We start from the raw sequence: 25,650 nt of genomic DNA, 5'->3' as shown, positions 1-25,650 counted from the left end.
TGGCTATCGCCATGCCAATCATACGAACACAGCTGACTCGAATGGAAGCGAAACGGATTAAAAGCCAGTTAGTAAGTTCGCTGGCTTCAGCAAAAGCAGAAAGTTACATTAGAAGACAGGACGTCATTGTATGCTTATCTGATAGCGGAGGACGCTGTCACAGAGATAGTGATAATACACTTTTGCTATTTGTAGACAAAAATGACAACAATCATTTTGATGCTCAAACAGATATTTTAATTGGGCAGCACGCGTTAGATCTTAAATACAGCAAGCTCAGTTTACGAGTTGGCGCTAAGCGACATTACACCAAATTTTGGGGAGATAGCGGACAACCTCGAGGACACTTTGGTCATATCAAATACTGCCCCACCGTTGACTATAATGAAACGATGTACCTTATATCATTTAGCCAAACAGGCCATATTAAACAAAAATTCAATGCAGACCATCCTACCAAATGTAATAGTTAAGCAAACTGACATATAATATGTTTAGCAACATATTTAGTAGCAACTATTGGTAACGTCGCTGCTGCTGCCATAGTAAACGGCTTTGTAATGGTTGATAATCAAGCAAATGATCAATCATATATCGATGCAGCTTTGACCAATTATTCAAAGTGGTTTGAGTGATACCCAACTCTGCCATCTTAATAATATCAACACCCATAAAGATAGCTTTTTCAGTTCTACTTCCTAACTCTTCAGATTGAATATTACTACGTAAGACAGGCATGAATCCCGCATCAGGTAAAAAGCAATAAGAGCATTCAGGCTCAATCGTATCTTGAATACTATCGTGGGTAAGCGTTAAAGTAAAACCCAATTCTTTAAACAGGTAATACTCAAATTGGCGCAAGCAAATGCGTAATTCAATAGCACTTAAAGAGTGTCTAAGTTGGTGCAGACTATCTTGGTAATGCTGCCATAATATCGGCATTGGATCTTCAGTAGGCAGAAGTCGCCACAATATTTCATTTAAATACAGTGCTGAATATTGATGTTGACCAGTGATACTCTTATAAGGGACTGACTCTAGAATAGTAGCCGTCTCGTACTCTTCTGCTATATCGATCGAAGTAGCACTCTGTGAGGTGATATGAATTTGACTAAATGTCTTTAAATCACGTTTGCCAGTAGCAAAAAGCTGTAATGGCATAAACAGTGGGGCACCCTTTTTCCCAATACCATGTATCACACCATGTTGCTGAGAAAACAGATAATATAAGGCGCGCTTTTCTTGATAAGGACGTTGATGTAATAAATAACCGATCAGCGCTTCGTTACGCATTTCTTATTACCCCAACATCGAACACCTAGAGAAATCTTCAGAGTGCTAGGGCGTGTCATTATTTTAAAAATGATGACACGCCCTAGTCTGCAATTAATATCCCAAACTGGTCAATGCACGTTCATCATCAGACCAACCGCGTTTCACTTTTACCCATAATGTTAGCATGATTTTTTTGTCAAAAAGCTGTTCCATATCTTTACGAGCATCCATGCCCACTTGCTTGATACGTTGACCTTTATCACCAATCACAATAGCCTTTTGGCCACCGCGCTCTACATAGATAGTCGCATCAATAAAGGTACAGGCTTTTCGTGGACGACCTGTTTTTGGGTCGGTATGCGCAGGCTCATCTTTGAACTCATCAATCTGCACGGTTAGATCATAAGGCACTTCATCACCCGCGCTACGCATGATTTTTTCACGGATAATCTCACTCGCCAAAAACCGTTCTGAGCGGTCAGTGATCTGTTCAGTATCATAAATAGGTGGCGCGATTGGTAGATGTGACGCAATCACTTCTTCTAAACGATCGAGGTTTTGATTTTTTAACGCAGATACTGGAACGATATCAGCAAAATCAAAACTGTCATTAAAAGTTTCAATAAGCGGTAACACACTGCCTTTGTCTTTCAATGTATCTGATTTATTAATAACCAGTACCACCGTTAGATCTGTTTCACCAAGTTTCTGTAATGTCAGTAAATCATCGTCACGCCATTGGTCTGAATCCACCACGAATAGCACTAAATCAACATCAACCAAAGCAGATACTGCCGCTTTATTCATACGCTCATTAATAGCCCGTACTTCATTATGATGAATACCTGGTGTGTCTACAAACACAGCCTGCATTTCATGATTAGATAGGATGCCATGAATACGATGACGAGTCGTTTGTGGTTTACGCGAGGTGATAGAAAGCTTTTGACCTAACAAATGATTCATCAAGGTCGACTTACCGACGTTTGGGCGGCCCACAATCGCAACATAACCAGTTTTAAAGCCATCAACCGTACCAGCATGCCCGCTAGGTGCAAAGAACTCTTCAATTGCGATGTCATTTTCTAACGAGATATCTTCTGATTGATTGATTTCTTCGGTAGTAATTTCGACGTTATTTTGGTTTGCATTTAACTCTGTGTTTTCGGTCATATTGTTAGCACTATCTTCATTATTTGATGGCAAATCAGTACGATTGCTCATAGGGTAAATCCTGTAGGGTTTATAACCAATTAAACGGTGCTTAATGAGGTCTTGGTTATATCGATATTAAAAAGCGAAATTGGTATTCAATAGGAAACATTAGGGCATGTTGAAATAAAAATACATGACATTTCAAACCAAGCAATCAAGTTTTAAAGCATTACGCTATGCATCTTCACTAAATAGCTATTATCAATTTAAAGCGGTCTTGGTAGCGTATGAGTAAATGTGAGTTATGAACGCTTTTTCGCCGAGTTTGGTAGTTTGTGCAATTGGTTAATCATTAATTCTGCTGCTTTTTGTTCAGCAATACGGCGACTCTCACCAGATTCAGTAATATCTACACAGTTATTAATATTAACATGGCAACGTACAACGAAAATTTGATGCGGTGCATTACCTCGTGTTTCCATCAACTCATAATGTGGCAAATCAAACTGCTTAGATTGAAGCCACTCTTGCAGACGACTTTTAGCATCTTTTAATGCTTTTTGATCATTAACATTATCAATCAAATCACCATACCAAGAAAGCACACAGTCTCTCGTGACACTCATATCTTGACTGTCTAAATAGATGGCACCAATCAAAGACTCTACCGCATCAGCCAGTATAGAAGCACGATTACGACCACCACCCTTTCTCTCACCCACGCCTAAGATAAGATGATTTGAAAGCTCTAGGTTTTGAGCGATAATGACCAGTGACTCTTGACGTACAAGTGTGGCACGCATACGGGTTAAACGTCCTTCATTTTGGCTAGGATAGCGATGATATAAAGCCTCACCTACGATCATACCTAACAAAGCATCGCCTAAAAACTCTAAGCGCTCATAATTTTTTTTGCTATCAAATGAACGGTGCGTCAGTGCCAGTTTCGGCAGGCTCAAATCTTTGAACACATAACCCAACTTACGCGTTAATACCGCTAACCGTTGAATAAATTCTGAGCTAACAACAGGTCTTTCGATAGACGTGCTATTTTTTTGAGGAGTAGGAACCGCTTGGGAATACTGCGAAGTTGGTTTCATGCGTGGCTTATGGTTATCCCTTCTGTTTTACGAATTTAAGCATATAGTCAAAGTATTTATAAATTGGTAAAGTGTTAACCTTACTATTTTGTACAATAGTATCATCTAAATTTGGTTGCTTCACATTAACTATTAACAGTTTTGACTAATTTTATAAAAAATTAATAGGCCTTTAAGCCCTTTCTTAATTACTCTGCTGTTGCCATTTCAATATCACCTTCAAAACGATTGACGATATCGACATTTTTAAAAAAGTTATTCGTTACTTCATATTTTTTGTGAATAGCCAACTGACCTATTTTTTCATTAGTGAAAGTAAATACGTCTTCAGCCTTAGTATTATAACTGGCATCAATAGATAGCTGTTTATTGACACGATCAACGAACTGTTTGGCTGTCTCTTTGCTATCATTTGCTTCCTTGAGCTGTGCGCTTAAGGTTTTGGTCAGTTGATAGTCACCAATCTGAGCTGGAACAATAGCAACCATCAATTTAGCAGTAATACCCAAAATGATGATAATTAATATGATGCTTGTCACACTAGCACCACGCTGCGTGGCCAATCCAGATAATTGCTGCATTATTATATCCTTCTACTGATAATATACTATTTTTAATATAGCCAAAGAACTCTAAAGTAGGTGCAGGTTAAACAACTTTAGATTGTATAAGTAGTACCTCTAATGAGGGTAACGCTGTAGCTATTTAGTTGTTCTCTGACTATAGATGCCTAGATGCTAGGCATCTGTTATTAGATAGCAACAATATTAGCACAAAACGATTATCGAAAAGTCAACCAATAGAAATTCTCACCACCCTAATCAATCGTACCATTACGTTGGAAAGTTGGTAAATTCAGTCCTGGTGGCTTATGCATCCAGATATAAACGGCTTTGCCAGCTAAATTTTCATCGGGAACAAATCCCCAAAATCGTCCATCAGCACTACGGTCACGGTTGTCACCCATGACAAAATAATGTCCTTCTGGCACACTAATGCGCCACTCGGTACCTGCTGAGCTAACAACTTCTGGTGATTGCTGCTGTAAAAACGGGGCATATTGTGCACTATTCATACCTGCCAAGTAACGAACAAGATGCTTGTTTTCGCCCTGTGTTTCTTGAAAATACTTCGCCTCACCTTCTTCTAGCTGACCCATTGCTATAGCATTTTCTTCTGTCAGCTCTTGTCCTGGAGATATCTCTCCTGGTGGATAAAGCTGTGACGTCAATTCAGTATCAGCTGAAAAATCTACTGGCTGTGTATCGACGGGCACATCGTTAATAGCTAATATTCCTTGATCATAACTGACTGTATCGCCAGGCAAACCGATGACACGTTTTATATAGTAGATACTGGGATTTTCAGGATAACGAAATACTGCTACATCGCCATGCTCAGGCTCACCAGTGTCTAACACTTTATTATAAGTCAAAGGTAGACGTACACCATAAGCATACTTATTAACTGCAATAAAATCGCCCGTATACAAGGTTGGCACCATAGATGATGACGGAATATTAAACGGCTCAATTAAAAATGACCGTACAATCAAGACTACTGCCAATACAGGGAAAAAGTCATAAGCCCAGCGTATTAAAGTACTTTCTTGTTTATTGACAGTTTTTGTACTCGTTATATTGACATAGCTTTTAGTGTCTAAGTAGTCATCATAATCTTTACGAACATCTACTGGTAAATCATTTTTATCAAGATGGCTTAAATCATCATAGCTAATATCATAGTCTTTCAACGACTCAGCCAAAACAAGTTCTTGACGTTTCAAGTTAGCTTTAGCAAGAGTGAAATCTTGGATATGTTTCTTATACCCGCCACGCTGCTTAAACACCAGCTTATCTAATAGCCAAACAATACCCAAGCCTATGGTCAACGGCACTAAAATTAAATTAAAATCAAAATCCATACCAAATTGCCTATTAACGATCTGCTTTGACGGTTGTCATTTATTAACTATCATATTTGCACTAGCACTAATAAAGGTCTACTCTTTATTCTACTTGCAGTACCGCTAAGAAGGCCTCTTGTGGAATCTCCACGCTACCCACTTGCTTCATGCGCTTTTTACCAGCTTTTTGCTTAGATAGTAGCTTTTTCTTACGTGAAACATCGCCACCATAACACTTAGCTAATACATCTTTGCGCATGGCTTTAACGGTGCTACGTCCAATAATCTGGCTACCGATAGCCGCTTGAATCGCCACATCAAACATTTGACGCGGAATCAATTCTTTCATCTTAGTAACCAATGCATTACCACGATAACGTGACTGGGTTTCGTGCACGATCATTGCTAATGCATCTACTTTCTCACCATTGATCAGTACATCTACTCTGACCAATTTATCAGCTTGATAGCGCTCAAAATTATAATCAAGCGAGGCAAATCCTCGCGAGACAGACTTTAAACGATCAAAGAAATCCATGACTACTTCGCCCATCGGAACATCAAAGATCAGCTGGACTTGTCGGCCCATAAATCGCATATCAACCTGCACGCCGCGACGCTCAATGCATAGCGTCATCACATTACCTAAGTACTCTTGTGGTACTAGAATCTGACATCGTGCAATTGGCTCACGAAACTCTTCAATATTATTCGGCTCAGGTAAGTGTGAGGGGTTATCTACATAAATAACATCACCGTTCTTTTTCTCAATCTCATAGATCACTGAAGGCGCTGTGGTGATTAAGTCTAAGTCATATTCACGCTCTAAACGCTCTTGGATAATCTCCATATGTAGCATACCCAAGAACCCACAACGAAAACCAAATCCTAATGCATCAGAGGTATCGGGCTCAAAAAACAACGACGCATCATTGATTTGTAGCTTTTGCAACGCTTCACGGAATTTTTCGAAATCTGTAGACTCCACTGGAAACATACCTGCGTAAACCTGCGGCGTAATTTGCTTAAATCCAGGAATGCGTTCTACGTCAGGTGTTTTAGCATGGGTAATCGTATCACCAACAGGCGCGCCAGCAATATCTTTGATCCCAGCAATCACAAACCCTACTTCACCCGCTTCTAAAACACCTGTATCAACAGGTTTAGGCGTAAATACACCAATAGAACTGACTGGATGTGCTTCTTTGGTCGACTTAATATAGATCTTATCGCCTTTTCTTACCGTACCTTGACGAACGCGTACCAGAGAGACAACACCCAAATAACTATCAAACCAAGAGTCAATAATTAACGCTTGTAAAGGCGCCTCACGGTCACCAGTTGGCGCAGGGATAAAATCCACCAAGGCTTCTAGTAGTTTATCGACACCAAGACCAGATTTTGCGGACACACGTGGAGCATCAACAGCTTCAATACCAATAATATCTTCAATCTCTTGAATAACACGTTCAGGCTCTACTTGTGGCAAGTCAATCTTATTTAAGACTGCCATCACTTCTAGGCCTTGATCAACAGCTGTATAACAATTGGCCACTGACTGAGCTTCTACACCTTGCGCAGCATCAACGACTAAAAGCGCACCTTCGCAAGCCGCTAATGACCGTGACACTTCATAAGAAAAATCGACGTGTCCTGGTGTATCAATAAAGTTAAGTTGGTAGCGTTCTCCATTTGGATGATCATAGAACAAAGTTACCGATTGCGCTTTAATAGTGATACCACGCTCACGCTCAATATCCATAGAATCGAGTACTTGCGCCTGCATCTCACGATCTTGCAAGGCACCGCACATTTGAATAAAACGATCAGCAAGTGTCGACTTGCCATGATCAATGTGGGCAATGATTGAAAAGTTACGAATATTGGCTAATGCAGTCACAAAGCGCCTACTAATTTAAGGGTGATAGAATAATAAAACTAAAAAATAAATACTGTCAGACGTAAGCGATATTATAATTATCTATTATTGAAGATCGTGAGAATCAGTGCACTGACCAATACTATCCTCTTAAATCAATAGCTCAAGACTCTATCACTTACATACAGATGTAAGGGAGTATTCTAGCAGTTTTCCACTATAAAGTAAGGCGATTTTATTAGTAGAGAGGTGATTTACAAATGAAGTTACGAGCTGATAACCTTACAGATAGAAAGTAAGGTGTTTATTGGCGCTCTATTATCTGATGTAGCGATCACAATCGACCATGAATCTGCATCAACAATCAAAACTAAACTCTATTGAGATGGGTTCGATTTCGAAACATCCGTCTCTATAGACTGACTATCTTCTTGATTCAGATACTTGTATGTCCATGGTGATTTACCATAAAAAGCACCGTTTAGCTGCGTTTGCTCTATCAGGTACTCACGAAATCGCAGATAAAACTCATTGTCTGGTTTTTTAGGATATTGCCAAAATTCATTCAATGGTTTTTGATCTGTTAGCTTAGGAGTATCGTAAATTGCTCGGCCCATGATCTTGGTGGGTTTTTTATGATAAATCGACTGTAACCCTGTCGTACTATTGATAGTCAACATTCCAATACTATGTTTCATCAAGGTAGGCAGGTGCATATCACAGCCATAAAAAACACGGTGCGTCACTTGATATCTCACCGCTAGGCTAGCTATCAGCTCACGATAATCTCGATGACCTCTATCTAGTGGATGATGTTTAAATACCAGCATCTGTTGCTTATCAGCATAGTTTGCAAAGCTTGCAATAGATTCATCTATGAACTGTACCACATCGCAATAATCACTATGGTGCGTAATCTGTGAGTCATTATGCACTTGCAAGCTAATCAAGAAATAGTTGTGACTCTCTTGCTTAGTTAGCTTACTTTGTAGTTGCTTATCAGGAAAGTAACCCCGTAACTTACGCCACGGTGCTTTAATCCAAGCCATCGCCTCTTGCCATGCTGTCATACCGCGGTAATGTGAATAATGTGGATAGCGGCTTTTGTACATCCAAGCGACAATATAATAAACAATAGCAGCGATACTCAGACGATAAAAACGATTGTGTGTATATAGCGGTTGGTCATTGGCTTTTTTCAGTGCTTTAATGTCAGCTATATTTAGATGCGAATAACCATTAATACCATGTTCTTGCAAGGTAATATAGTCCGGACGCAGATAGCCCTCCTCAAATACAAAAAAAGATATATCTAACTGCTCACTAACACAGGCAGCCTGTGCATGATGTGGACGACAATCGCCAAAACAAACAATTGCATCAATAGCATTATCTTTAATAAACACCTGTAACCAAGCCGAAAACTGCGCTAATGTTCCAGTATATTCATAAGTATTATCATGATGATAAAAAAAAGCATCGCCTGCATTAAAGTTAATTTTGCTAACTTTGATATCTTGCGTCTGTAAGAATGTTGAAAAGCGATTAAAAAACCCACCCATCTTTCCTTGTAGTAGCAAGACGTGTCGATGAGTAAGCAAATAAGACATCGAAGCTGCCATAGTACTGGATTACCATTGATTAAAGAATAAAAGATAAAAGCGGGAAAGGTAGCTAGGGTGTCACGACACAGAAACTACAAATGATTATACCGAAAAGCCCAATGTTTGTCGTACAGGATTTATGTAAGGCTCTAACGAGATACTTTACGTATAAGCTGCTGCCATTGATGCCGCTGCTGCATAAAACGTATAGCAGCACGGCGTTTAAACCCTGTAGCCATTGTCGATACAACGGAGGTAACGGTCACGATTGAATGATTTCTATTGCCAGCTATTTTGGCTTGGGATGCTTCACTACAAAAGTCTTCAGGACAATCGGTATTTTTAGATGGGTACAAATAATTAATGACCTGCTCTACTTGCGCGAGCCCATAGCCATTCGGCAAGCGATATAGTGGGTAACGGATAAGCACACAATATAACAGTTGCTCAAGCGTCAACGCTGTGTCTCGTTTACGTCTCTCTAAATATTTAGCTTTTGGTGATAACTGCGCATCAATATCTATCGTCAAGCCCCAGCCAGCATAAAAAGGTAAGCCGTAACAAGTAACTCGTAAACCACGAAGCAGTGCCTCAAAACCTGTTAATGAACTAATAGTATGCACTTCATCAACACACTCTAGACAATCAGGCATGGCCGTATCATACGCAACCGCTTGCACATGATGCAAACATGATTCTGACACCTTACCAGCTCTTAGCCCTGCTTCCACATCAGGATGTGGCTTATAAATGAGATAAGCATTAGGATTGTCTTGACATACCCGAGCAATCAGATCTGTATTGGTTTTGATTGTTGAACCGCAGTATTGAACCGATAAATCATCTTCTACTTGACCAATAATAAGGATACGGCGTTTCTTAGATATCCTTGCCGCTTGCATCCATGAATTCTGTTTGCTATCAATGCTAGCAATAACAGCACCGACATTATATTTACTCACTCGCTGCATCAGTAATTTGTCTTGAAGCGCTTTTATTCTTTTAATTTGATATGGCGTCAATGACTCGCAATTGTACAACAATGTCTCTAAATCTGAAGGCTGAGTGGCATCATAATAAATACCCTGCCTATCTATCACTACCGATAACGGTGCTAGTAAGGTTGCTCCCAAACCATTTGAGCGAATAAACCCATCTTCCATACAGTAAATATCAGGCTGCTCCGCCCGTTGATACTGTCGTTTTTTTTGCACTTGCTGGCGTTTGGCCAGCCCCCATACGAGTAGGGGCTGCTGATAGTTGACCCGAAAATGATCTGGATGCAGCAAGTTTTTTAAACGTGGCTTTGGTTTAATAAATAATGTCGTGCGCGGAAAATCGGCAAAATCTTTCACGAAAGGCAACTTCCAGCGGCTAAATTCATATACCGTCAAGTTACCTTCAAGGCGAGACTGCCAATGACGATTGGTCACCAACCAGTCAATCACTGTTCCAACCTCACACGCCTGTTTGGTTACTGGATCTACATAGTGGCTATAATCAATATAAGCACTATAAAATAGGGTTTCTAATGTAGTATTGAGCGTTTTATTAGACACCGCAGACAATAAGGTTGAGCGCAGTTTTTTCTTGGTTTTTACTGAAGTGCTCGCAAAGGCTTGACGGCGTTGTACAACCCTTTTAAGCAAACGTTTCGGTGCACCACTATCGTTGGTAAGTCCCCAACCACTATACCAACTGACGCCAAAACAATGCACCTTTTTACCAAGCATCAATGCCTCAAAACCCATATGTGAGCTAACCGTATAGACATGTTCCACTTGTTCTAATAGAGCAATAGGATTGAGTGATTGAGTTAATAAACGAACATTTTCTGGCAGTTTAAGACTGGTGAGATATCCTGATTTTGACGCAGGATGAGCTTTTATCCAAATATGGTCATTAGGATGATTGCGGCAAGCTGCTTTAAGCATCTGCTTAAATTGACGTTTAGTAGCACCAGCACCTTTAATAGAAGCATCACCAACCACTTGATCAATCAGTAAAACATGTGATTGCGGAGCATTTTTGACTGTATGAGAATCTTCTTGTCTAACCCAATCCTCTAATGATGGACAATCAAGTATAGCGTTATATTTGCTAATTCTTTCATCGCAGATACGTGCTATGAGTTGTTGAGCACGCTTTTCATCTATTTTATGACGATTAGTAATAGTCATATTTTTAGTACGCTCAACAATCAGCTGCTCAAGACGTGAACTACTTGTTAGGTCAAAATAAATACCCATATCATCAACCACCACACTCAGACCATGACGGCTACTGCTACCTGAATCTAAAGAGCGCAAAAAACCATCTTCGACACTTAAAGTGGCAAGGTTCTGCCGTGTCGCAACTCTATTAGCACGTTGATAACTTTTCTTATGTCCCCATCCGATAAAGGCATCGGGTAGTGATTTTGATGAATAAAAAGCAGTCTGTTTTTCTATATTTGAGGACAGCAACAAAGGGCTATTACGGTTAGCTAAACGATATGTTAAACCTGACCACGGATACCAGCGTTCAATATCAGCTTGTAGCACTTCCGATAACAGCACATTATTTTGACGAATGCCTTTTCCAATGACCGCTAATTTTTGAGGTATTTTGAGCTGAGTAGATGGCAAAAATAGCGCATTATCAGATACAACTGATGGTTTGATTTCATCTGCGACGCTTTTTGCCATCTCTAATACCTTTACTCATTACTTTAATTGAACTACATACACGGTTTTTGTAGCTATATTAGAATACCGCATTGGCTGCAACGGCCAACTGATAAAGCACTTGAGTGATACCACGAGCGATTTCTACACGCTTAGTTTTGACTTTTGGTAATACCATAATTTCATCACCTTGCTGGATACGGTAAGCCGTGTTAACCACTTCATTTGTTCCATTTTGATGAACCACTAAAATATCTTCCATATCAGCATTATCACCAAAGCCACCTGAGCTGGCAATATAGTCACCAACCGTGTAATCAGCATTGAAAGTTAGTGCACCTTGAGCACGCACTTGTCCGTTGACAGTGATGATAGAGGTTTGCGCAGGTATCTCAATAATATCCCCTTGCTGCAAAATAATATCTTGCCAAGAATTTGGTACAACCACAATCCGACCTTCAGGCTCTACCTTACGTGCTTTGGCCACAAACTCTTTGACCAAAGCAGCATCATCTTGACGCAGTGCCGCTTCTTCTCGAGTGGTCGACTGAGTAGAGAGCGTCATCTCTTCTAAACGATCAAGCGACTCATTAATCATGGCTTTTTGTTGCGCCGCAACTGATTCACGGTAAATGGTTAAGTTGTTGAGCGTGGCTAGTGAACTCGGTTGTAACTGCGGAATAATGTCTTTTAGACGAGCACCATAAGGTACAACCATCGCGCCGTTGCCTGTGTGTGAACCCTTCACTTGCACAGCAATAGTACCTGCATAACGATCTGACGTTACGACCATCTGATCACCATTATAGACAGGAATATTTTGCGCCTCCGTTAATGAGTAATACTCTGCCGTCTGTGCACGTCCTGCACTACGAGTAATGCTAACGTTAGTGGCATTTGCAGCTGGATTGGCCACTTGTAATACATCACCAACCGTTAAGTCATTTACGTCAAACTCAAAGGTATATTCGTTTTGAACCTCTCCACTCACTTCAAAAGTCTTCTTTTGCGGCGAAACGGTTATCACATCACCATCACGAAAAGAGAATGACTGCAACTTACCAGCCAATAAAAAATCATATAAGTTGACTTGCTGCAATAGCTGACCATTACGTTTGATCTGAATATCAATGTAGCTACCACGAGTTGGATCCACACCACCTGCTCTATCTAGATAAGACAATACTGAATCTGCAGCCAGACCACCATAATAACCAGGTTGCTTGACAAAACCGGTGACAAACACTTTAACAGGCTGCGCCTGCTCTAGTGAAGCATAAACACCAACGTTTGATCGATAAATACGACTAACAGCGCTTTGTACTACATTTTGTAAATTACCATTTTGTACACCCGAGATACGTACTGGGCCAACATTTGGCAAGAAGATATTGCCTTGTGGATCAACTGTTGTAGTCGCTGCATATTGATAAGCACCCCACATTCTGACCTGGACATTATCACCAGGATTAATCACATAGCTGTCATTAAAGGTAGAGCCAGAAGTGGTCGAAAATGCGCCACGAAATAGCTGCTCACCAAACATCATATCTTGAGTATCGATGTCTTGATAAGGACGCGTGGTGTTAATCACTGACTGGCTAGGCAAACTCGCTGCATTCACCGCTTCTTGAGTGGTTGCTTGGGCAGGCACATTACCGGAAAATGCTTGCGTTGAAGCGTTGATAGTATTGTTGCTAGTGCCGAAGCTAGACCCTGTAACTTGGCTGTCATCACTGGTTGCTGCCATCACAGGCGTGCTCATTGCTACCATAGCCAAACTGATCATTATCACGATAGAACGTGGTTTTGTATTCATGCGTCTTATTCCTTTGCTGATCTATCGATCAGTACTGATATCTGGTTTGTCAAAAATGGTTTAGTCAAACTAGCTACGATGGTCACGAACCACTGCCATTACTAAGCGCACAAATCCATAGAATATCAGCAGCAATGCTAGAGATGTCCAAATAATATAAGCGCGACGTGGATATAAGGCTTCTTCAGCTTCATAAGGGGTTGAAATGACAATCAGATTTTTCATCTTTTTGAAAGCTTCTAGCCGTGCTGTCTCAAGTGATGTTAACGATAATTTGTATAGTTCAGTCGCAAACTCAACATCGGCTTTGATAGTTTCAAACTGTACCGCTTGACGGTTCAACTTGGTGGTATTCGGTGAGGTTAACTTTGTTTGCTCTTGGCGTGTTTGTTCTTCAATCGCTTTAATCTGACTTCTCACTGATACCACCTGCGGTGCATCTGGATTCAGATAGCTAAGCAATTGACGCTCTTCAGTACGTAATGAACTCAATTGTGCTTGCAGGCTACCAATCAGCTGATTAACAATTTGGGCATTGGCTTCTGGGTCATAAATTTCGTTTTCATTTTGGTAATTTAACAGCTTCTCTTTGGTCTCATTTAAGCGTTCTTCTGCTTCATTCAACTGCGTTTCTGCAAACACCAACTGATCCTGAGCTACCTCTTGCGAAATACGGTTTACGAACTGCTCAGACTCATCCAAAATAGTTTTATTAAGCTCAAAAGCATACTTTGAATCAAACCCTTCTGTCGATACTGAGAGTATATAGCTTTGTTCATCTAGGTTGATATGCACACGTTTTTTGAAGTACTCAAGCAACTCCTCTTGCGTGGCATCAGGTTTAAGCTCATTGATTGGATCTGAGCCATCAACATAATAAGCTTCACGAAACTTGAATTTCTTATCAAGACGTTTCACCATGTCATTTGACAAAATATATTCTGTCAAATAAGTTGCGTCTTCCTTGCTAGTGCTATTTACACCTAACAAAGCCGACAAACCACCACCTGATGCCGTGTTGGTATCACTAACTTGTTTGACCACCACATTAGCGGTCGACGTATATCGTGGATGGGCAAATATCATGACATAAGATATCACTAGTACCCAAGGGATAATCACCAAGCCAATGAACAGCGAGAAGCTAACGACTTTACTTTTTTGCTTTGTGGATATGCTTTTCATAAACTTCAATCGCTTCTGTTGTATCGTCAAAGACATGTGCTGTTTGATCCATTAACACAATACCAATATCACAATTTCGCTTAATATCACCAATATTATGTGACACTATTAGAAATCCTGCCTGTTCACGCCGCGCAGCCAATATCTCTTCACTACGCTTACGAAACGCAGCGTCACCGACAGCGCCCGCTTCATCGAGCATATAATAATCAAAATCAAAGGCCAAACTTAGCCCAAAGGTTAAGCGCGCTTTCATCCCTGATGAATAGCTTTTGACTGGCATATCAAAATAGCTACCAATATCTGCAAACTCTTCGACAAATCTGATTTTCTCATCAATATAAGGGCCACTTGAATATAAACGGCAAACAAAACGAACATTCTGACGGCCCGTCAAGCTCCCTTGGAAACCACCTGCCACACCGACTGGCCATGAAATGGTCGAATCAGTAATAATCTCTCCATAGTCCGGCTTATCAAGACCACATATAATGCGTAGCAAGGTTGACTTACCCGCACCATTACGGCCGAGCAAACCAACACTTTGTTTATCACCAATAGTCAGATTTAAATCTTTAAACAGATAATGCCGACCCTTCTTGGTCATAAATGACTTAGAAACATTCCTAACTTCAATCACTTATTTACCTTTTTATATCGCTTATATAATAACTTATCTCATCCATAAAATAGCATCTAACGAGAGCGAATCATGTCACGCTCAGCATATTTATAGAGCAGTAATCCTAAAAAGTTTACCGCAAACATCCATTTCAAAAAATAGCCTATATCAATATGATATACAGGATAGTTAGGAGCAAATGCATGTCTCATCAGCTCAATATTATGAATAAAAGGATTGTATAAAAGATAGCTAAAATAAGGCTCAGGAATAATATGAATTGGATAAATAATACCTGATGTGAAATATAGTATTGTAAATACAATCGTTATTACTTTACTGATTTCACCACCATAATAACCAATGACCATCATAATGAGAGCAACACCAAAACTAAATATAAAAAGCGTTATCCAACAAAATAGGACAATATGTAAACTCTCTAAGCTGGCATATATATCAAAAAAAGCCAAACCCAATAATAATAATATAGAGGTAAAAAAATAAATGACCAATTCCAAAAATGAGCGGGCTATGATCACATCAATATGGCGAATGGATCGGTACATCAATAAGCCTTTATTGGCTTCAACAGCGCCTAATGCTCTTGTCGCTATTTTTTGAAACATGCGAAAAGGCACCATTCCTGCTACTAAAAACAAGGAAAAGTCCATTCCTGGTACTAATCGCTCTCGGATAGCACCAAAAATCACTAAAAATATAAGCACCTGAAATAATACTTCGAGTGGCGCCCATAGATAGCCCAAGCGATAACCACCAAAGCGCGTTTGCAATTCACGCATTAATAGAGCATGAAATGCTGCACCCATGACTTTGAGGCCGCTTCGATGCTTAATAGGACGATAAGGAGGTAGTTGTACAGACATGACGTTACAGGACTTTATCGAAAACAGCCACTATGATAAGTAAGCTCGACATAAGTTACAACAATTAATCTCTACTTGAACAGATAAACCTATGATTTAGTAAGAAATCGGTAGGTAATTATAACGCATCATCAACAAAACCAAAATTTCTTCTTAACTGTAGTCAAAGAACTCTGAAGCAGCTATGAGGCAGCCAAGCTACAGATTGTATATTAGTACCTTTAAAGACAATAGCTGTTTAGTAGCTCATTGACTATGTCTATCAAATGTAAATTTGAGTCGTTTATTTTAGACAAAAAAAAACCAATCTCAAAAGATTGGTTTTTTAGTTGGTACTAAAAAGTACCTATATATGGTGGCGATGAAGAGACTTGAACTCTTGACCTCACGATTATGAGTCATGCGCTCTAACCAGCTGAGCTACATCGCCATTTTAGGTTGGGTATTATGCCCAAGCAGATGACTGTCGTCAACCCCTAATGAGCATTATTTCCAAAAAACTTGGCCTAATACTAAGAAACCGTCATTAACAATCAATCACGAGCTTTTTGATACTACTTGGGCCTTTAAAAAAGGTTTGGTAAACCGATAAGCCGGGTTCTGTCGTGGACAATCATTCCTCTAGGCGTATCATCGCTAATACGCTCAAGCAACCTACCCGCATCGAACGCGGGCCGCGCCATGCCGATGCCTATTTGGTCTTGCTACGCGTGGAGTTTACCATGCCGTGAGATGTTGCCATTCACGCGGTGCGCTCTTACCGCACCCTTTCACCCTTACCTCGCTTGCGCGGGGCGGTCTACTCTCTGCTGCACTGGTCGTCAAGTTACCCTGCCCAGCCGTTAGCTGGCACGCTGCCCTATGTAGCCCGGACTTTCCTCCCCTGCATGTCTGTTGCCAGTATGCAGCGGCGATTGCCTAGTCTACCAAGCGCGCTAGTATAACAAAAATAATAATAATTTGGGAATGTCATTTAAGTTTATTTGTAGCCCTAAAAAAAATAGCTTGAAAACGACTTAAACAAACCCTTTTGGCAAGGTGAGATAAGAATCTTTTGAAGCGCTTTTATTGTTATTTAACGCATTTGTTTTTATGACAGGTATCTGTAACCAATGCGCTGTTGGATAATGCTGCTTTAGATAGCTTTGTAAAAAATCGATAGTACCGTTCGCTATTTCGGCATCGGTATTGTCAGTATCGTCATGAAGATGATTATAAATAACGCTATGTACAGATAACCCACGTGCTTTTATTGCTTCTAAACTCAGTAATGTATGGTTGATACTGCCCAAACGACCAGAAGTGACCAAAATAATCGGATAACCTTGAGTAGCAATATAATCTAAAATGAATAACTGCTCCGTTATTGGTACGAACAAACCGCCTGCGCCTTCTAGTAATACCAAGTCATACTCAGTTTGCAGTCGTTTAGTCGCACTAGTGATCACTTCAGAATCTAACACTTGCCCTGATAATCGCGTGGCTAAATGCGGTGAGGCGGGCTTCTCATAGCGATAAGGACAAGTGGTAAAATCAAGGTCAAAGGTCTGTAGCGGGATGTTCATGAGTTGACGATGCGTCATGATATCGTCAGCAATGCCTATCTCGCCAGTATCAGTATTCATCGTCACGCCCGTTTGTACCAGCTTTTGAGTGATGACGTTGATGCCTTGCTGCATGAGTGCCTTTGCAACCATACCAGTGACATAAGTCTTACCGATATCGGTATCGATACCTGAAACAAATAGCACACTCATGGCTGACCTCGTTTGTCTAAATACATCCGCACCACTTTTAGTAGCGTCTGGCACAACTTAATCAACTCGTCATCAGTAATCACATAAGGCGGCATGATATATACCAACTTACCAAATGGTCTGACCCAAATACCGTTTTCAATCAATAAAGCCTGAAAGACTGGCATCTCCACAGCCTCTTGTAACTCAATGACGGCCACCGCACCCAAACAACGTACCTCAGCAACGCCCTTCAATAACTCGGCTGGCGCTAGCTGCTGCTCCATAGTCAGCTGCATATTCTCAGTGTGCGCTTCAATATCGTAAGACAAAATCAAATCAACTGAGGCGCAGGCAACCGCACAAGCCAATGGATTACCCATAAATGTAGGACCGTGCATCAGTGCTGGATAATCGCTATGATGAATAGTATCGGCGACCTTTCGAGTGCATAACGTTGCGGCAAAGGTCATGTAGCCGCCTGTCAGCGCCTTACCAATGGTCATAATATCAGGGCAAATGGCTGCATGTTCACAGGCAAACAGTTTGCCACTGCGACCAAAACCAGTGGCGATTTCATCAGCAATCAATAGCACGTCATGCTCATCACACAGCTGACGCAGCAGCTGCAGATAGTCAGGACTGTAAAAACGCATCCCGCCAGCGCCTTGAATAATCGGTTCAATAATAAACCCTGCCAACTTATCGCTGTGCTTATCAAAAAATGTTGTCAGTGCAGCGCGGTCAGATTCTGTCAAAGCTCGCTCAAAACCTAACGCTGGTGCTGGAACAAAGTGCTGCATTGGCAGCTGTTTACCATATAAACTGTGCATGCCATTAATAGGATCACAAATACTCATAGCATGCCACGTATCACCATAATAACCAGAGTGTGTAGAGGCAAATTGCTGCTTATTTGGGCGATTGGCGGCAACTTGATATTGCAACGCCATTTTCAGTGCCACTTCTACCGCAATACTACCACTATCGGCATAAAAAATAGCATCTAAGCCTTGCGGTACAATAGACAGTAGTTTTTTGCCCAAATCGATGGCCGGTTGGTGGGTCAAACCACCAAACATCACATGCGCCATTTTACCCAATTGCTCGGTAATAGCGTCGTTTAGTTTTGGATGATTATAGCCGTGTACGCTCGCCCACCACGATGACATGCCGTCAATCAGGCGCGTACCATCTTCGGTAATGATATAAATACCTTCGGCACGATCAATGACAATATTAGGATAAGTTGGCGGTAGGCTGGCATAGGGGTGCCATAGATGTTGGTGGTCAAACTCGCTGGCTGACTGGCCTAAATTTATACTCATGCTTTTGTTCCTGAAACATTTTTTATAGTCGATCCGCTATAAAAAAATACAGAGATACGGATTACATTTTGCGCTGCCTCTATCTGCGTAGGTACAGCAAGCAAGAAAAATGTAACCCGTATCGCGTGGTTGACTCTCTTTTATTTGGGACTGAGTATATATCAAACGCCGTCAATATCTTATTAGCCAATCAGACATTATTTGCAGACATTGCTTTCGGATATTGCTTATTGACCAGTAATACGTTTGTATTTGGCTAACAAGTCATTCTCTGTTTCGACATGGTTAGGGTCGTGCGGAATACAGTCAATCGGGCAAATCACCACACACTGCGGCTCATCAAAATGCCCAACGCATTCGGTGCATAAATCGGGATCGATAACATAAATGTCATCGCCTTCTGAGATGGCCTCATTGGGGCACACAGGCTCACACACATCACAGTTGATGCACTCATCAGTAATCAATAGCGCCATAAACTACTCCTCACTGTTTTATTTTTAGCTTATATGCTGTGGTTACACGCTTATTAAAAGGCGAGATGATGCTAAATTATCAGTTTTTTTGTAAAAGCATCAGACACGCAAGTGGGTACAAACTTAGTGACATCACCGCCAAGTTTGGCAATTTCGCGAATCATGGTTGACGAGATGAAGGAATAGTTCGGCGCAGGCGTTAAGAACACCGCCTCAAAATTTTCATCAAGCTCACGGTTCATATTGGCTAGCTGAAACTCATACTCAAAATCTGACATAGCCCGTAAACCACGCAAAACAGCATTAGCACCTTGCGCTTGCATAAATTCGACGAGCAAACCTTCAAAACCGACCACGGATACTTGTGGTAAATCAGCGAATACCGTTTCAACTAAGCCAACACGTTCTTCAAAGTCGAATAATGGTTTTTTATGATGCCCTGAAGCAACGGCAATCACTACCTCGTCAAATAATTTGGTGGCACGTGTGACTAAATCGACATGACCATTAGTAATAGGGTCAAAAGTACCGGGATATAAAATTTTGGTGTGCAGTCGAGATGGAGTTTTAGGATGGCTCATAGCAAGGCTAATCTAGTCGTTGAGGTTATGGCATATGCTAACAAACTTTGTCTGTATTTAACACTTATCTGCTACATTTGTCCTAACAGCTGACTTACATTTTTAACAAAGGCTTTGCTACAATGGTTGGTTCGACTCATCCTGCTTATTTTTAAATAAAAAACACGCCGAACAAGCAGATCAGGATGAGGAATTATAAGTAAGGACACGATATTGTCCTTAAAAATCCTTACGAGGAAACCATGTCAAAGAAATCAAAAAAGCCTGACAATCAGATATGTGCCAATAAAAAGGCGCGCCATGAATACTTTATTGAAGAATCATTTGAGGCAGGTCTTGCCCTACAAGGCTGGGAAGTAAAAGCCATTCGTGCTGGCAAAATGACGATTACCGAAGCTTATGTGATATTTCGCAATAACGAAGCATTCTTGTTTGGGGCGCACATTCAGCCGCTGATATCTAGCTCAACGCACGTTAGCCCAGATAGCATTCGTACTCGTAAGCTGCTGCTCAACCGACGCGAAATCGAGAAACTCTCTGGGGCAATCAATCAAAAAGGCTATGCCTGTGTACCACTATCCTGCTACTGGAAAAACTCGCTGGTGAAATGCCAAATTGGCCTAGCGGTAGGTAAAAAGCAGCACGACAAACGTAAAACGCTAAAAGACCGTGACTGGGAACGTGATAAGCAGCGCGGCTTTAAACAGCATTTAGATTAATAAAGTCAGTTCTCTATAGTCGATCCACTATAAAAAAATATAGCGATGCTGGTTATATTTTACGTAGCCTCTGTCTGCGTAGGCACAGCAAGGGAAATTTATGCCAGTATCGCATAGTCATATTTGTATCGCTTTTATTTAGAACTGACTATACAAAACAGGCCCTAATCTAATACCAAAAAGGACGATTCAATATAATACTGAATCGTCCTTTTTTTATTTAGCTCTCATTTATCTTTTATGCAGTGCAGTCGACGTTGACTGACTCCTTAAGCGGTCTGTTCTTTTATAACCGATTTTATATCATGACGCGCGCGGCGTAGTTGACGCACCCCATGAGCAATCAAACAAGCAATGCCAAGCCAAATCAAACCATAGCTATAAATCATCGCAGACTCAAACGGGTTGCCCAGTACTGTCACTGCTAAAATAAATAACAATGCAGGCTCTAAATAGCTCATCATGCCATACATATTTACGGGTAGCATTTGACTGGCATCAATATTGGTCTTCATGGCTAACACACTCAATATACCTAGCCCTATCAGCATCATGATAAAAAATCCAGAACCGCTCACCAAATCCACGCTACTGGGTGCAAAAAAGAACAAGTAAGCGACCGCAAACGGTACAAAAATAGTTAAGTCGACCAACAATCCAGTCACCGCACTGATGCCTTGCAGACGGCGCAAAATATAATACATAGGATACGTTCCGCATACCCAAAGCGTGGCCCATGATATGCTTTGAGTACGTACAATCTCACTCCCCACCCCCACCGCTGCAAAAACAACGGCTAGCCACTGTAATCGGCTTAGTTTTTCACCGAATAACACACAACCAAATACCACCATCATGAGTGGAAATAAAAAGTATCCCATGGCAGTCTGTACGCCTTGTCCGTTGACAGGTGCCCACATAAACAACCAAAACTGACTGAGAAATATTGGCGTTGGCAATAGCAACCAAGCCCACTGTTTGACGGTACGCAATGCAGCTAATTTGTGCAGGTGTGACCCTAGGCGTCCACTAATAACCAAGTAGCTAATCAATGCCGCCCACATGGCAAGCATACGCCAAATAAATACTTGCGTACCTGATAACGGTGCTAAAAAGCTACTATAAGCATAAAGAATACCGAATAATACATTAGACAATACAGCCAATATCACACCCAATATTAAGGTGCGCTGCTGTGTGCTACCTGCTGTCCAAATGGTAGGTAAAGGCAGGCGCGAAACCATAGTGTTTAGCGTATTAGCAAACGTATTAGATAGCATAGAAATAGACATTAGCAACACCGTAAAATAGTAAACGTGAAATCAACCCAATACTAGCTCAATGGTTATGACTCGCTAGCTTTGGATTGATATAATCTATTTTACGCAAGGTGTGTGATATATTATCTCTATATACAATATAATATGAATAATTTTATCGTATTGTTGTCTTAAAATGATTTTTTATCAAATATCAAAGAGGATTAGTGATATATTTAGCATATCGGTATTCAACTCAGTGTCAGATACATTATAAATAGCCGACGTCCTAACATTAATATTAAAAATATTCCAAAATAAGAGACACTCTATGAATCATGTATTAGATGATATTGATAAAGCTATTTTGAACTTGTTACAAAGCGATGCCACTCTACCACTCAAAACGGTGGCAGAGCAGGTTCATGTCTCTATCGCTACCGCACAGCGCCGTATTCAAACACTGACCAATACAGGCGTGATTACCAAACAGGTGGCCATCGTCAACCCTGAAAAAGTAGGTTACGGTCTAACCGTTGTGGTACTGATCGATATAGAACGTTCTAATACCTCAATGCAACATCGATTCGAGCGTCTGATGGAGGCGCAGCCAAGGGTAATGAGCTGTTATGAGATATCTGGTGACTTTGCATTTATGCTGATGGTCAATGCCAAAAACATGAGCGATTATCACCAATTTACCCGAAATATGCTGACGTACGAGAACAACGTACGAAATTTTAAAAGCCAGTTTGTGATGAACTTTACCAAGAGTGGCACAAAGATATTGCTAGATTAGCACTTACCTTAAATACTGATTGGCTATTACTTATTAAAACAACCTCTCAACAACCTCTTTCGGATGGCTTTGTTTGGCAATATCTGCCACCCGAAACAGTATCTCATCAGCATCAACAGGACCTAGCATGTCACACAGACACACATAGGCCAGTTGAACGATATGATTCAGAAGTTCTGTAGCATCAGGCACTATAGGGCGTTCACTTTCCAAAAACTGATTAATATTGATAATATGCCCTTTAAAAGTGCGTTCTCTTGCAACCATTTGGTGCAAATTGTGAAAAAAGTTATGATGATGAGATTTTGTTAACTGACTACCTATTGCTTCCATCACAGTATAAAAAGCCAAAGTGGATTCATTAATAGATTTTTGTTTGTTAATATCGTTACCGCTATCAGTAGCAGTCACTCCTTGTAGATTATCTGCTGTCATCGTATCCCAAAAGCCTTTACGAATATCAGACTTATGTTCTTTTAACTCAGGATAGCGCCTCGTTGCGTCTAAAATACACTGCTGCATCATCTTTACAGAAACCCTTGAGTACTGTTGCCACTGGGTTGTGAGCAGCCTTACCTCTTCAGGATCTAGATATTTTGCAAGTACCACTGCCATCGCGGATACAGTCTGATCTACTGATTGAGTATCGATATTCATCCGTGTTCTCCTATAAATGGCGTTCTGTTAAATTTTTAGCATCAAACATTTGCTTTTGAAACTCTGGATAACCTATTTCTGCATGCTCGGTATAGTCAAGACCACGCTGCTCATGTAAACGACTGGCTTTTAAGCCAAAGCCTAAGTCAATCAGTTTATACATGACAAGCCCCAAGCCAAGACCCCAAACAAGTGCCATGCCCACACCCAATACTTGTACACCGACACGTGATAGATTGAATAGGTCATCGGTATAAAATAACCCTGCTGCTAGCGTACCCCATACGCCACCAAAGCCATGAACAGCCACCGCTGATACCACATCATCAATCTGTCGCTTTAATAAAGCTTGTGTTGATAGCACATAAACCACGGCAGCGACCAAACCAATAATGACGGCAAAAATAGGCGTCGTCGTCGCACACCCTGCAGTAATAGACACCAAACCAATTAGACTGGCATTAACACTATCACTAAGCAAAATAGCCTTCTTAAATGCTTTGGATATCAGCATATAACTAATCACAGCACTGATTGCTGCTACAAAAGTATTGACCGCAATTAAACCGATATTGCCCGTGATCGATAAGGTGGATCCTGCATTAAACCCAAACCAACCAAACCATAAGATAAAGCCGCCAAGCGCTAGCAATGTCATATTATGACCCGCTATCAATCGTGGCGTACCATCAGGTGCAAAACGCCCCATTCTTGGTCCAATCACCAAAATACCTGCTAGTGCCAGCCAGCCACCTATCGAATGAACAACCGTAGAGCCCGCAAAATCAATAAAGCCAAGCTCAGCTAGCCAACCAGCGCCTCCAAAGTAGCCACCCCATACCCAACTGGCAAATACAGGATAAATAAATAGACAAATTAAGCAGGCAGCAACCGCATAACCTATAAACGATACACGTTCAGCCATAGCACCACTAGCAATCGTGACGGCAGTTGCAGCAAACATCATTTGGAAAAACATCAACGCCCAATCCATGTTGGACAACGCGACTGGCATAAAGTGATCGGTGCCAAAAAACCCTGAGTTATTGCTACCCATCATCAAACCAAAACCCACCAGATAAAAGGCCAAACCACCGATACACATATCGGTATAGTTTTTCATCATCACATTAACCGCGTTTTTTGCACGCACCGAACCGCTTTCTAACAAAGCAAAACCTGCCTGCATAAAAAACACCAGCACACCGCCCCATATAATCCAAGCAACATTTTGATATTCAAGTAGCTGTGCCACTGTCAGTGTTGCCTCTTCTGCAGCCATTGCGCTAGCCATTGTTCCATATATCACAGCACTGATTAGGAATGCTTTAGAGCACAATGACTTACATAAAACAAATATCTCATTCCAGCTAAAATGTAATGTCCTCACTCACTTATCTCCAAACAATAGTTTTATTTATATAATCTGTATTACTATATTCTGTTATGAGCTTATCTAAATAAGTCAGCCCTAATAACGAGCAAGCAAAGCATGTGCCACATACATTCACTTATCAGAACATAAAGCTGGCTATTATCGATAAAAACACTCACTTATTCAGGCAGTGTCTATTTACCCTTACGCCACTGATTTATGACAGAGACATACAAAATACTGAAGTGTGGTCACTGTGAGAACGGAGATAGCAATGAGATAAATGTTAGAAAAACTAGGAAAATCATAGAGAGAATACTAAGATATTAGTAAGTTGCTTGATACATTTTGGTTAAATCTTAGCTATTTTTAGCGCACTCAAGGTGTGATACTCAGATGAGTTACATATCCATAAGGTGCTTGTTTTTATCATTGAATCTCAATGATGAGTAGATAAGTTATATCCAAACCATGTAATATATCAACGTAAGTTTGATAATAAGCACTAACCAAACATTTTATATAGCTATTTCAACCCCAGTTCGGGATAAGGGCTCAAAAAAAAGATAAAAAAAGAAGTCCGAAGTTGCTAAAGTAAGTTTACCAAGACAAACTTCACAAC

The 25,650-nt window shown here is 40.7% G+C and carries 22 protein-coding genes, 1 tRNA gene and 1 other RNA gene; 3 read left to right on the top strand and 21 right to left on the bottom strand.

Translation table 11 applies throughout. The features are described from left to right. The coding region (locus tag ACT3SX_RS06665) for a GspH/FimT family protein (RefSeq protein ID WP_444518969.1) at window positions 1-473 on the top strand (473 nt) is incomplete at its 5' end. 43 nt (window positions 474-516) lie between these two features. On the opposite strand, the gene recO is transcribed toward ACT3SX_RS06665, so the two are convergent. The 18 genes from recO to coaD form a co-directional block, all read right to left on the bottom strand. Further along, entirely contained in the window at window positions 517-1,293 is a 777-nt protein-coding gene (gene recO / locus ACT3SX_RS06660; RefSeq protein WP_192519032.1) for a DNA repair protein RecO, read from the bottom strand. Window positions 1,294-1,386: 93 nt separating this feature from the next. After that, window positions 1,387-2,448, bottom strand: a complete 1,062-nt coding sequence (gene era / locus ACT3SX_RS06655) for a GTPase Era (RefSeq protein ID WP_442061149.1) — start codon at window positions 2,446-2,448, stop codon at window positions 1,387-1,389. Window positions 2,449-2,732: 284 nt separating this feature from the next. After that, a complete protein-coding gene (gene rnc / locus ACT3SX_RS06650; RefSeq protein WP_192519034.1) occupies window positions 2,733-3,530 on the bottom strand; it encodes a ribonuclease III in 798 nt (265 codons plus the stop codon). A 188-nt stretch (window positions 3,531-3,718) separates the two neighbouring features. Beyond that, window positions 3,719-4,111, bottom strand: a complete 393-nt coding sequence (locus ACT3SX_RS06645; RefSeq protein ID WP_225739135.1) for a DUF4845 domain-containing protein — start codon at window positions 4,109-4,111, stop codon at window positions 3,719-3,721. Between the two features lie 236 nt (window positions 4,112-4,347). Further along, window positions 4,348-5,454: a signal peptidase I gene (gene lepB / locus ACT3SX_RS06640; protein ID WP_225739136.1), complete on the bottom strand. Its 1,107-nt coding sequence runs from the start codon at window positions 5,452-5,454 to the stop codon at window positions 4,348-4,350. 85 nt (window positions 5,455-5,539) lie between these two features. Then, on the bottom strand, window positions 5,540-7,336 hold the full coding sequence (gene lepA, locus ACT3SX_RS06635) for a translation elongation factor 4 (RefSeq protein ID WP_192519035.1): 1,797 nt from the start codon (window positions 7,334-7,336) through the stop codon (window positions 5,540-5,542). Window positions 7,337-7,692: 356 nt separating this feature from the next. Further along, window positions 7,693-8,937 carry a capsule biosynthesis protein gene (locus ACT3SX_RS06630; protein ID WP_442069627.1) on the bottom strand — a complete coding sequence of 415 codons (1,245 nt, stop codon included), beginning with the start codon at window positions 8,935-8,937 and terminating at the stop codon, window positions 7,693-7,695. Between the two features lie 131 nt (window positions 8,938-9,068). Further along, window positions 9,069-11,606 (bottom strand): capsular polysaccharide biosynthesis protein, encoded by a 2,538-nt coding sequence (locus ACT3SX_RS06625; protein WP_192519037.1) that lies wholly within the window; start codon window positions 11,604-11,606, stop codon window positions 9,069-9,071. Window positions 11,607-11,664: 58 nt separating this feature from the next. Next, on the bottom strand, window positions 11,665-13,404 hold the full coding sequence (locus ACT3SX_RS06620; protein ID WP_192519038.1) for a polysaccharide biosynthesis/export family protein: 1,740 nt from the start codon (window positions 13,402-13,404) through the stop codon (window positions 11,665-11,667). A gap of 69 nt (window positions 13,405-13,473) precedes the next feature. Continuing rightward, complete coding sequence (locus tag ACT3SX_RS06615; protein ID WP_192519039.1) at window positions 13,474-14,589, bottom strand: capsule biosynthesis protein; 1,116 nt, start codon at window positions 14,587-14,589, stop codon at window positions 13,474-13,476. After that, window positions 14,558-15,229 (bottom strand): ABC transporter ATP-binding protein, encoded by a 672-nt coding sequence (locus tag ACT3SX_RS06610; protein WP_192519040.1) that lies wholly within the window; start codon window positions 15,227-15,229, stop codon window positions 14,558-14,560. Before ACT3SX_RS06610 ends, ACT3SX_RS06615 begins: the two co-directional genes overlap by 32 nt. Before the next feature lie 56 nt (window positions 15,230-15,285). After that, a complete protein-coding gene (locus ACT3SX_RS06605) occupies window positions 15,286-16,098 on the bottom strand; it encodes an ABC transporter permease (RefSeq protein WP_192519041.1) in 813 nt (270 codons plus the stop codon). A gap of 353 nt (window positions 16,099-16,451) precedes the next feature. Then, window positions 16,452-16,528, bottom strand: a tRNA-Met gene (locus tag ACT3SX_RS06600). A 143-nt stretch (window positions 16,529-16,671) separates the two neighbouring features. Further along, an RNA gene (rnpB, locus tag ACT3SX_RS06595) (RNase P RNA component class A) lies at window positions 16,672-17,028 on the bottom strand. An 86-nt stretch (window positions 17,029-17,114) separates the two neighbouring features. Beyond that, window positions 17,115-17,855 (bottom strand): dethiobiotin synthase, encoded by a 741-nt coding sequence (bioD, locus tag ACT3SX_RS06590; protein WP_192992074.1) that lies wholly within the window; start codon window positions 17,853-17,855, stop codon window positions 17,115-17,117. Further along, window positions 17,852-19,162, bottom strand: coding sequence for an adenosylmethionine--8-amino-7-oxononanoate transaminase (bioA, locus tag ACT3SX_RS06585; protein WP_192519043.1), 1,311 nt, complete (start codon window positions 19,160-19,162; stop codon window positions 17,852-17,854). Before bioA ends, bioD begins: the two co-directional genes overlap by 4 nt. A gap of 227 nt (window positions 19,163-19,389) precedes the next feature. After that, window positions 19,390-19,638 carry a YfhL family 4Fe-4S dicluster ferredoxin gene (locus ACT3SX_RS06580; RefSeq protein ID WP_192519044.1) on the bottom strand — a complete coding sequence of 83 codons (249 nt, stop codon included), beginning with the start codon at window positions 19,636-19,638 and terminating at the stop codon, window positions 19,390-19,392. A 71-nt stretch (window positions 19,639-19,709) separates the two neighbouring features. Then, on the bottom strand, window positions 19,710-20,219 hold the full coding sequence (gene coaD, locus ACT3SX_RS06575; protein ID WP_192519045.1) for a pantetheine-phosphate adenylyltransferase: 510 nt from the start codon (window positions 20,217-20,219) through the stop codon (window positions 19,710-19,712). 242 nt (window positions 20,220-20,461) lie between these two features. On the opposite strand from coaD, the gene smpB reads away from it, so the two are divergent. Beyond that, complete coding sequence (gene smpB / locus ACT3SX_RS06570) at window positions 20,462-20,938, top strand: SsrA-binding protein SmpB (RefSeq protein WP_192519046.1); 477 nt, start codon at window positions 20,462-20,464, stop codon at window positions 20,936-20,938. 269 nt (window positions 20,939-21,207) lie between these two features. Here smpB and rarD read toward each other — a convergent pair whose 3' ends face one another. Continuing rightward, a complete protein-coding gene (gene rarD / locus ACT3SX_RS06565; RefSeq protein WP_192992075.1) occupies window positions 21,208-22,230 on the bottom strand; it encodes an EamA family transporter RarD in 1,023 nt (340 codons plus the stop codon). Window positions 22,231-22,528: 298 nt separating this feature from the next. Here rarD and ACT3SX_RS06560 point away from each other — a divergent pair, with 298 nt between their 5' ends. Beyond that, window positions 22,529-22,996: an Lrp/AsnC family transcriptional regulator gene (locus ACT3SX_RS06560; protein ID WP_192519048.1), complete on the top strand. Its 468-nt coding sequence runs from the start codon at window positions 22,529-22,531 to the stop codon at window positions 22,994-22,996. A gap of 33 nt (window positions 22,997-23,029) precedes the next feature. Here the strand turns inward: ACT3SX_RS06560 and ACT3SX_RS06555 are convergent, their stop codons facing one another. After that, a complete protein-coding gene (locus tag ACT3SX_RS06555; protein WP_442069629.1) occupies window positions 23,030-23,653 on the bottom strand; it encodes a hypothetical protein in 624 nt (207 codons plus the stop codon). Between the two features lie 10 nt (window positions 23,654-23,663). Then, window positions 23,664-24,935, bottom strand: coding sequence for an ammonium transporter (locus ACT3SX_RS06550; protein WP_442073259.1), 1,272 nt, complete (start codon window positions 24,933-24,935; stop codon window positions 23,664-23,666). Window positions 24,936-25,650 lie beyond the last annotated feature (715 nt).

Source organism: Psychrobacter sp. AOP31-B2-9 (assembly GCF_052378005.1).
In the GTDB taxonomy this organism is placed as follows: Bacteria; Pseudomonadota; Gammaproteobacteria; order Pseudomonadales; family Moraxellaceae; genus Psychrobacter.
This window is presented reverse-complemented; position numbering and strand designations above follow the sequence as displayed.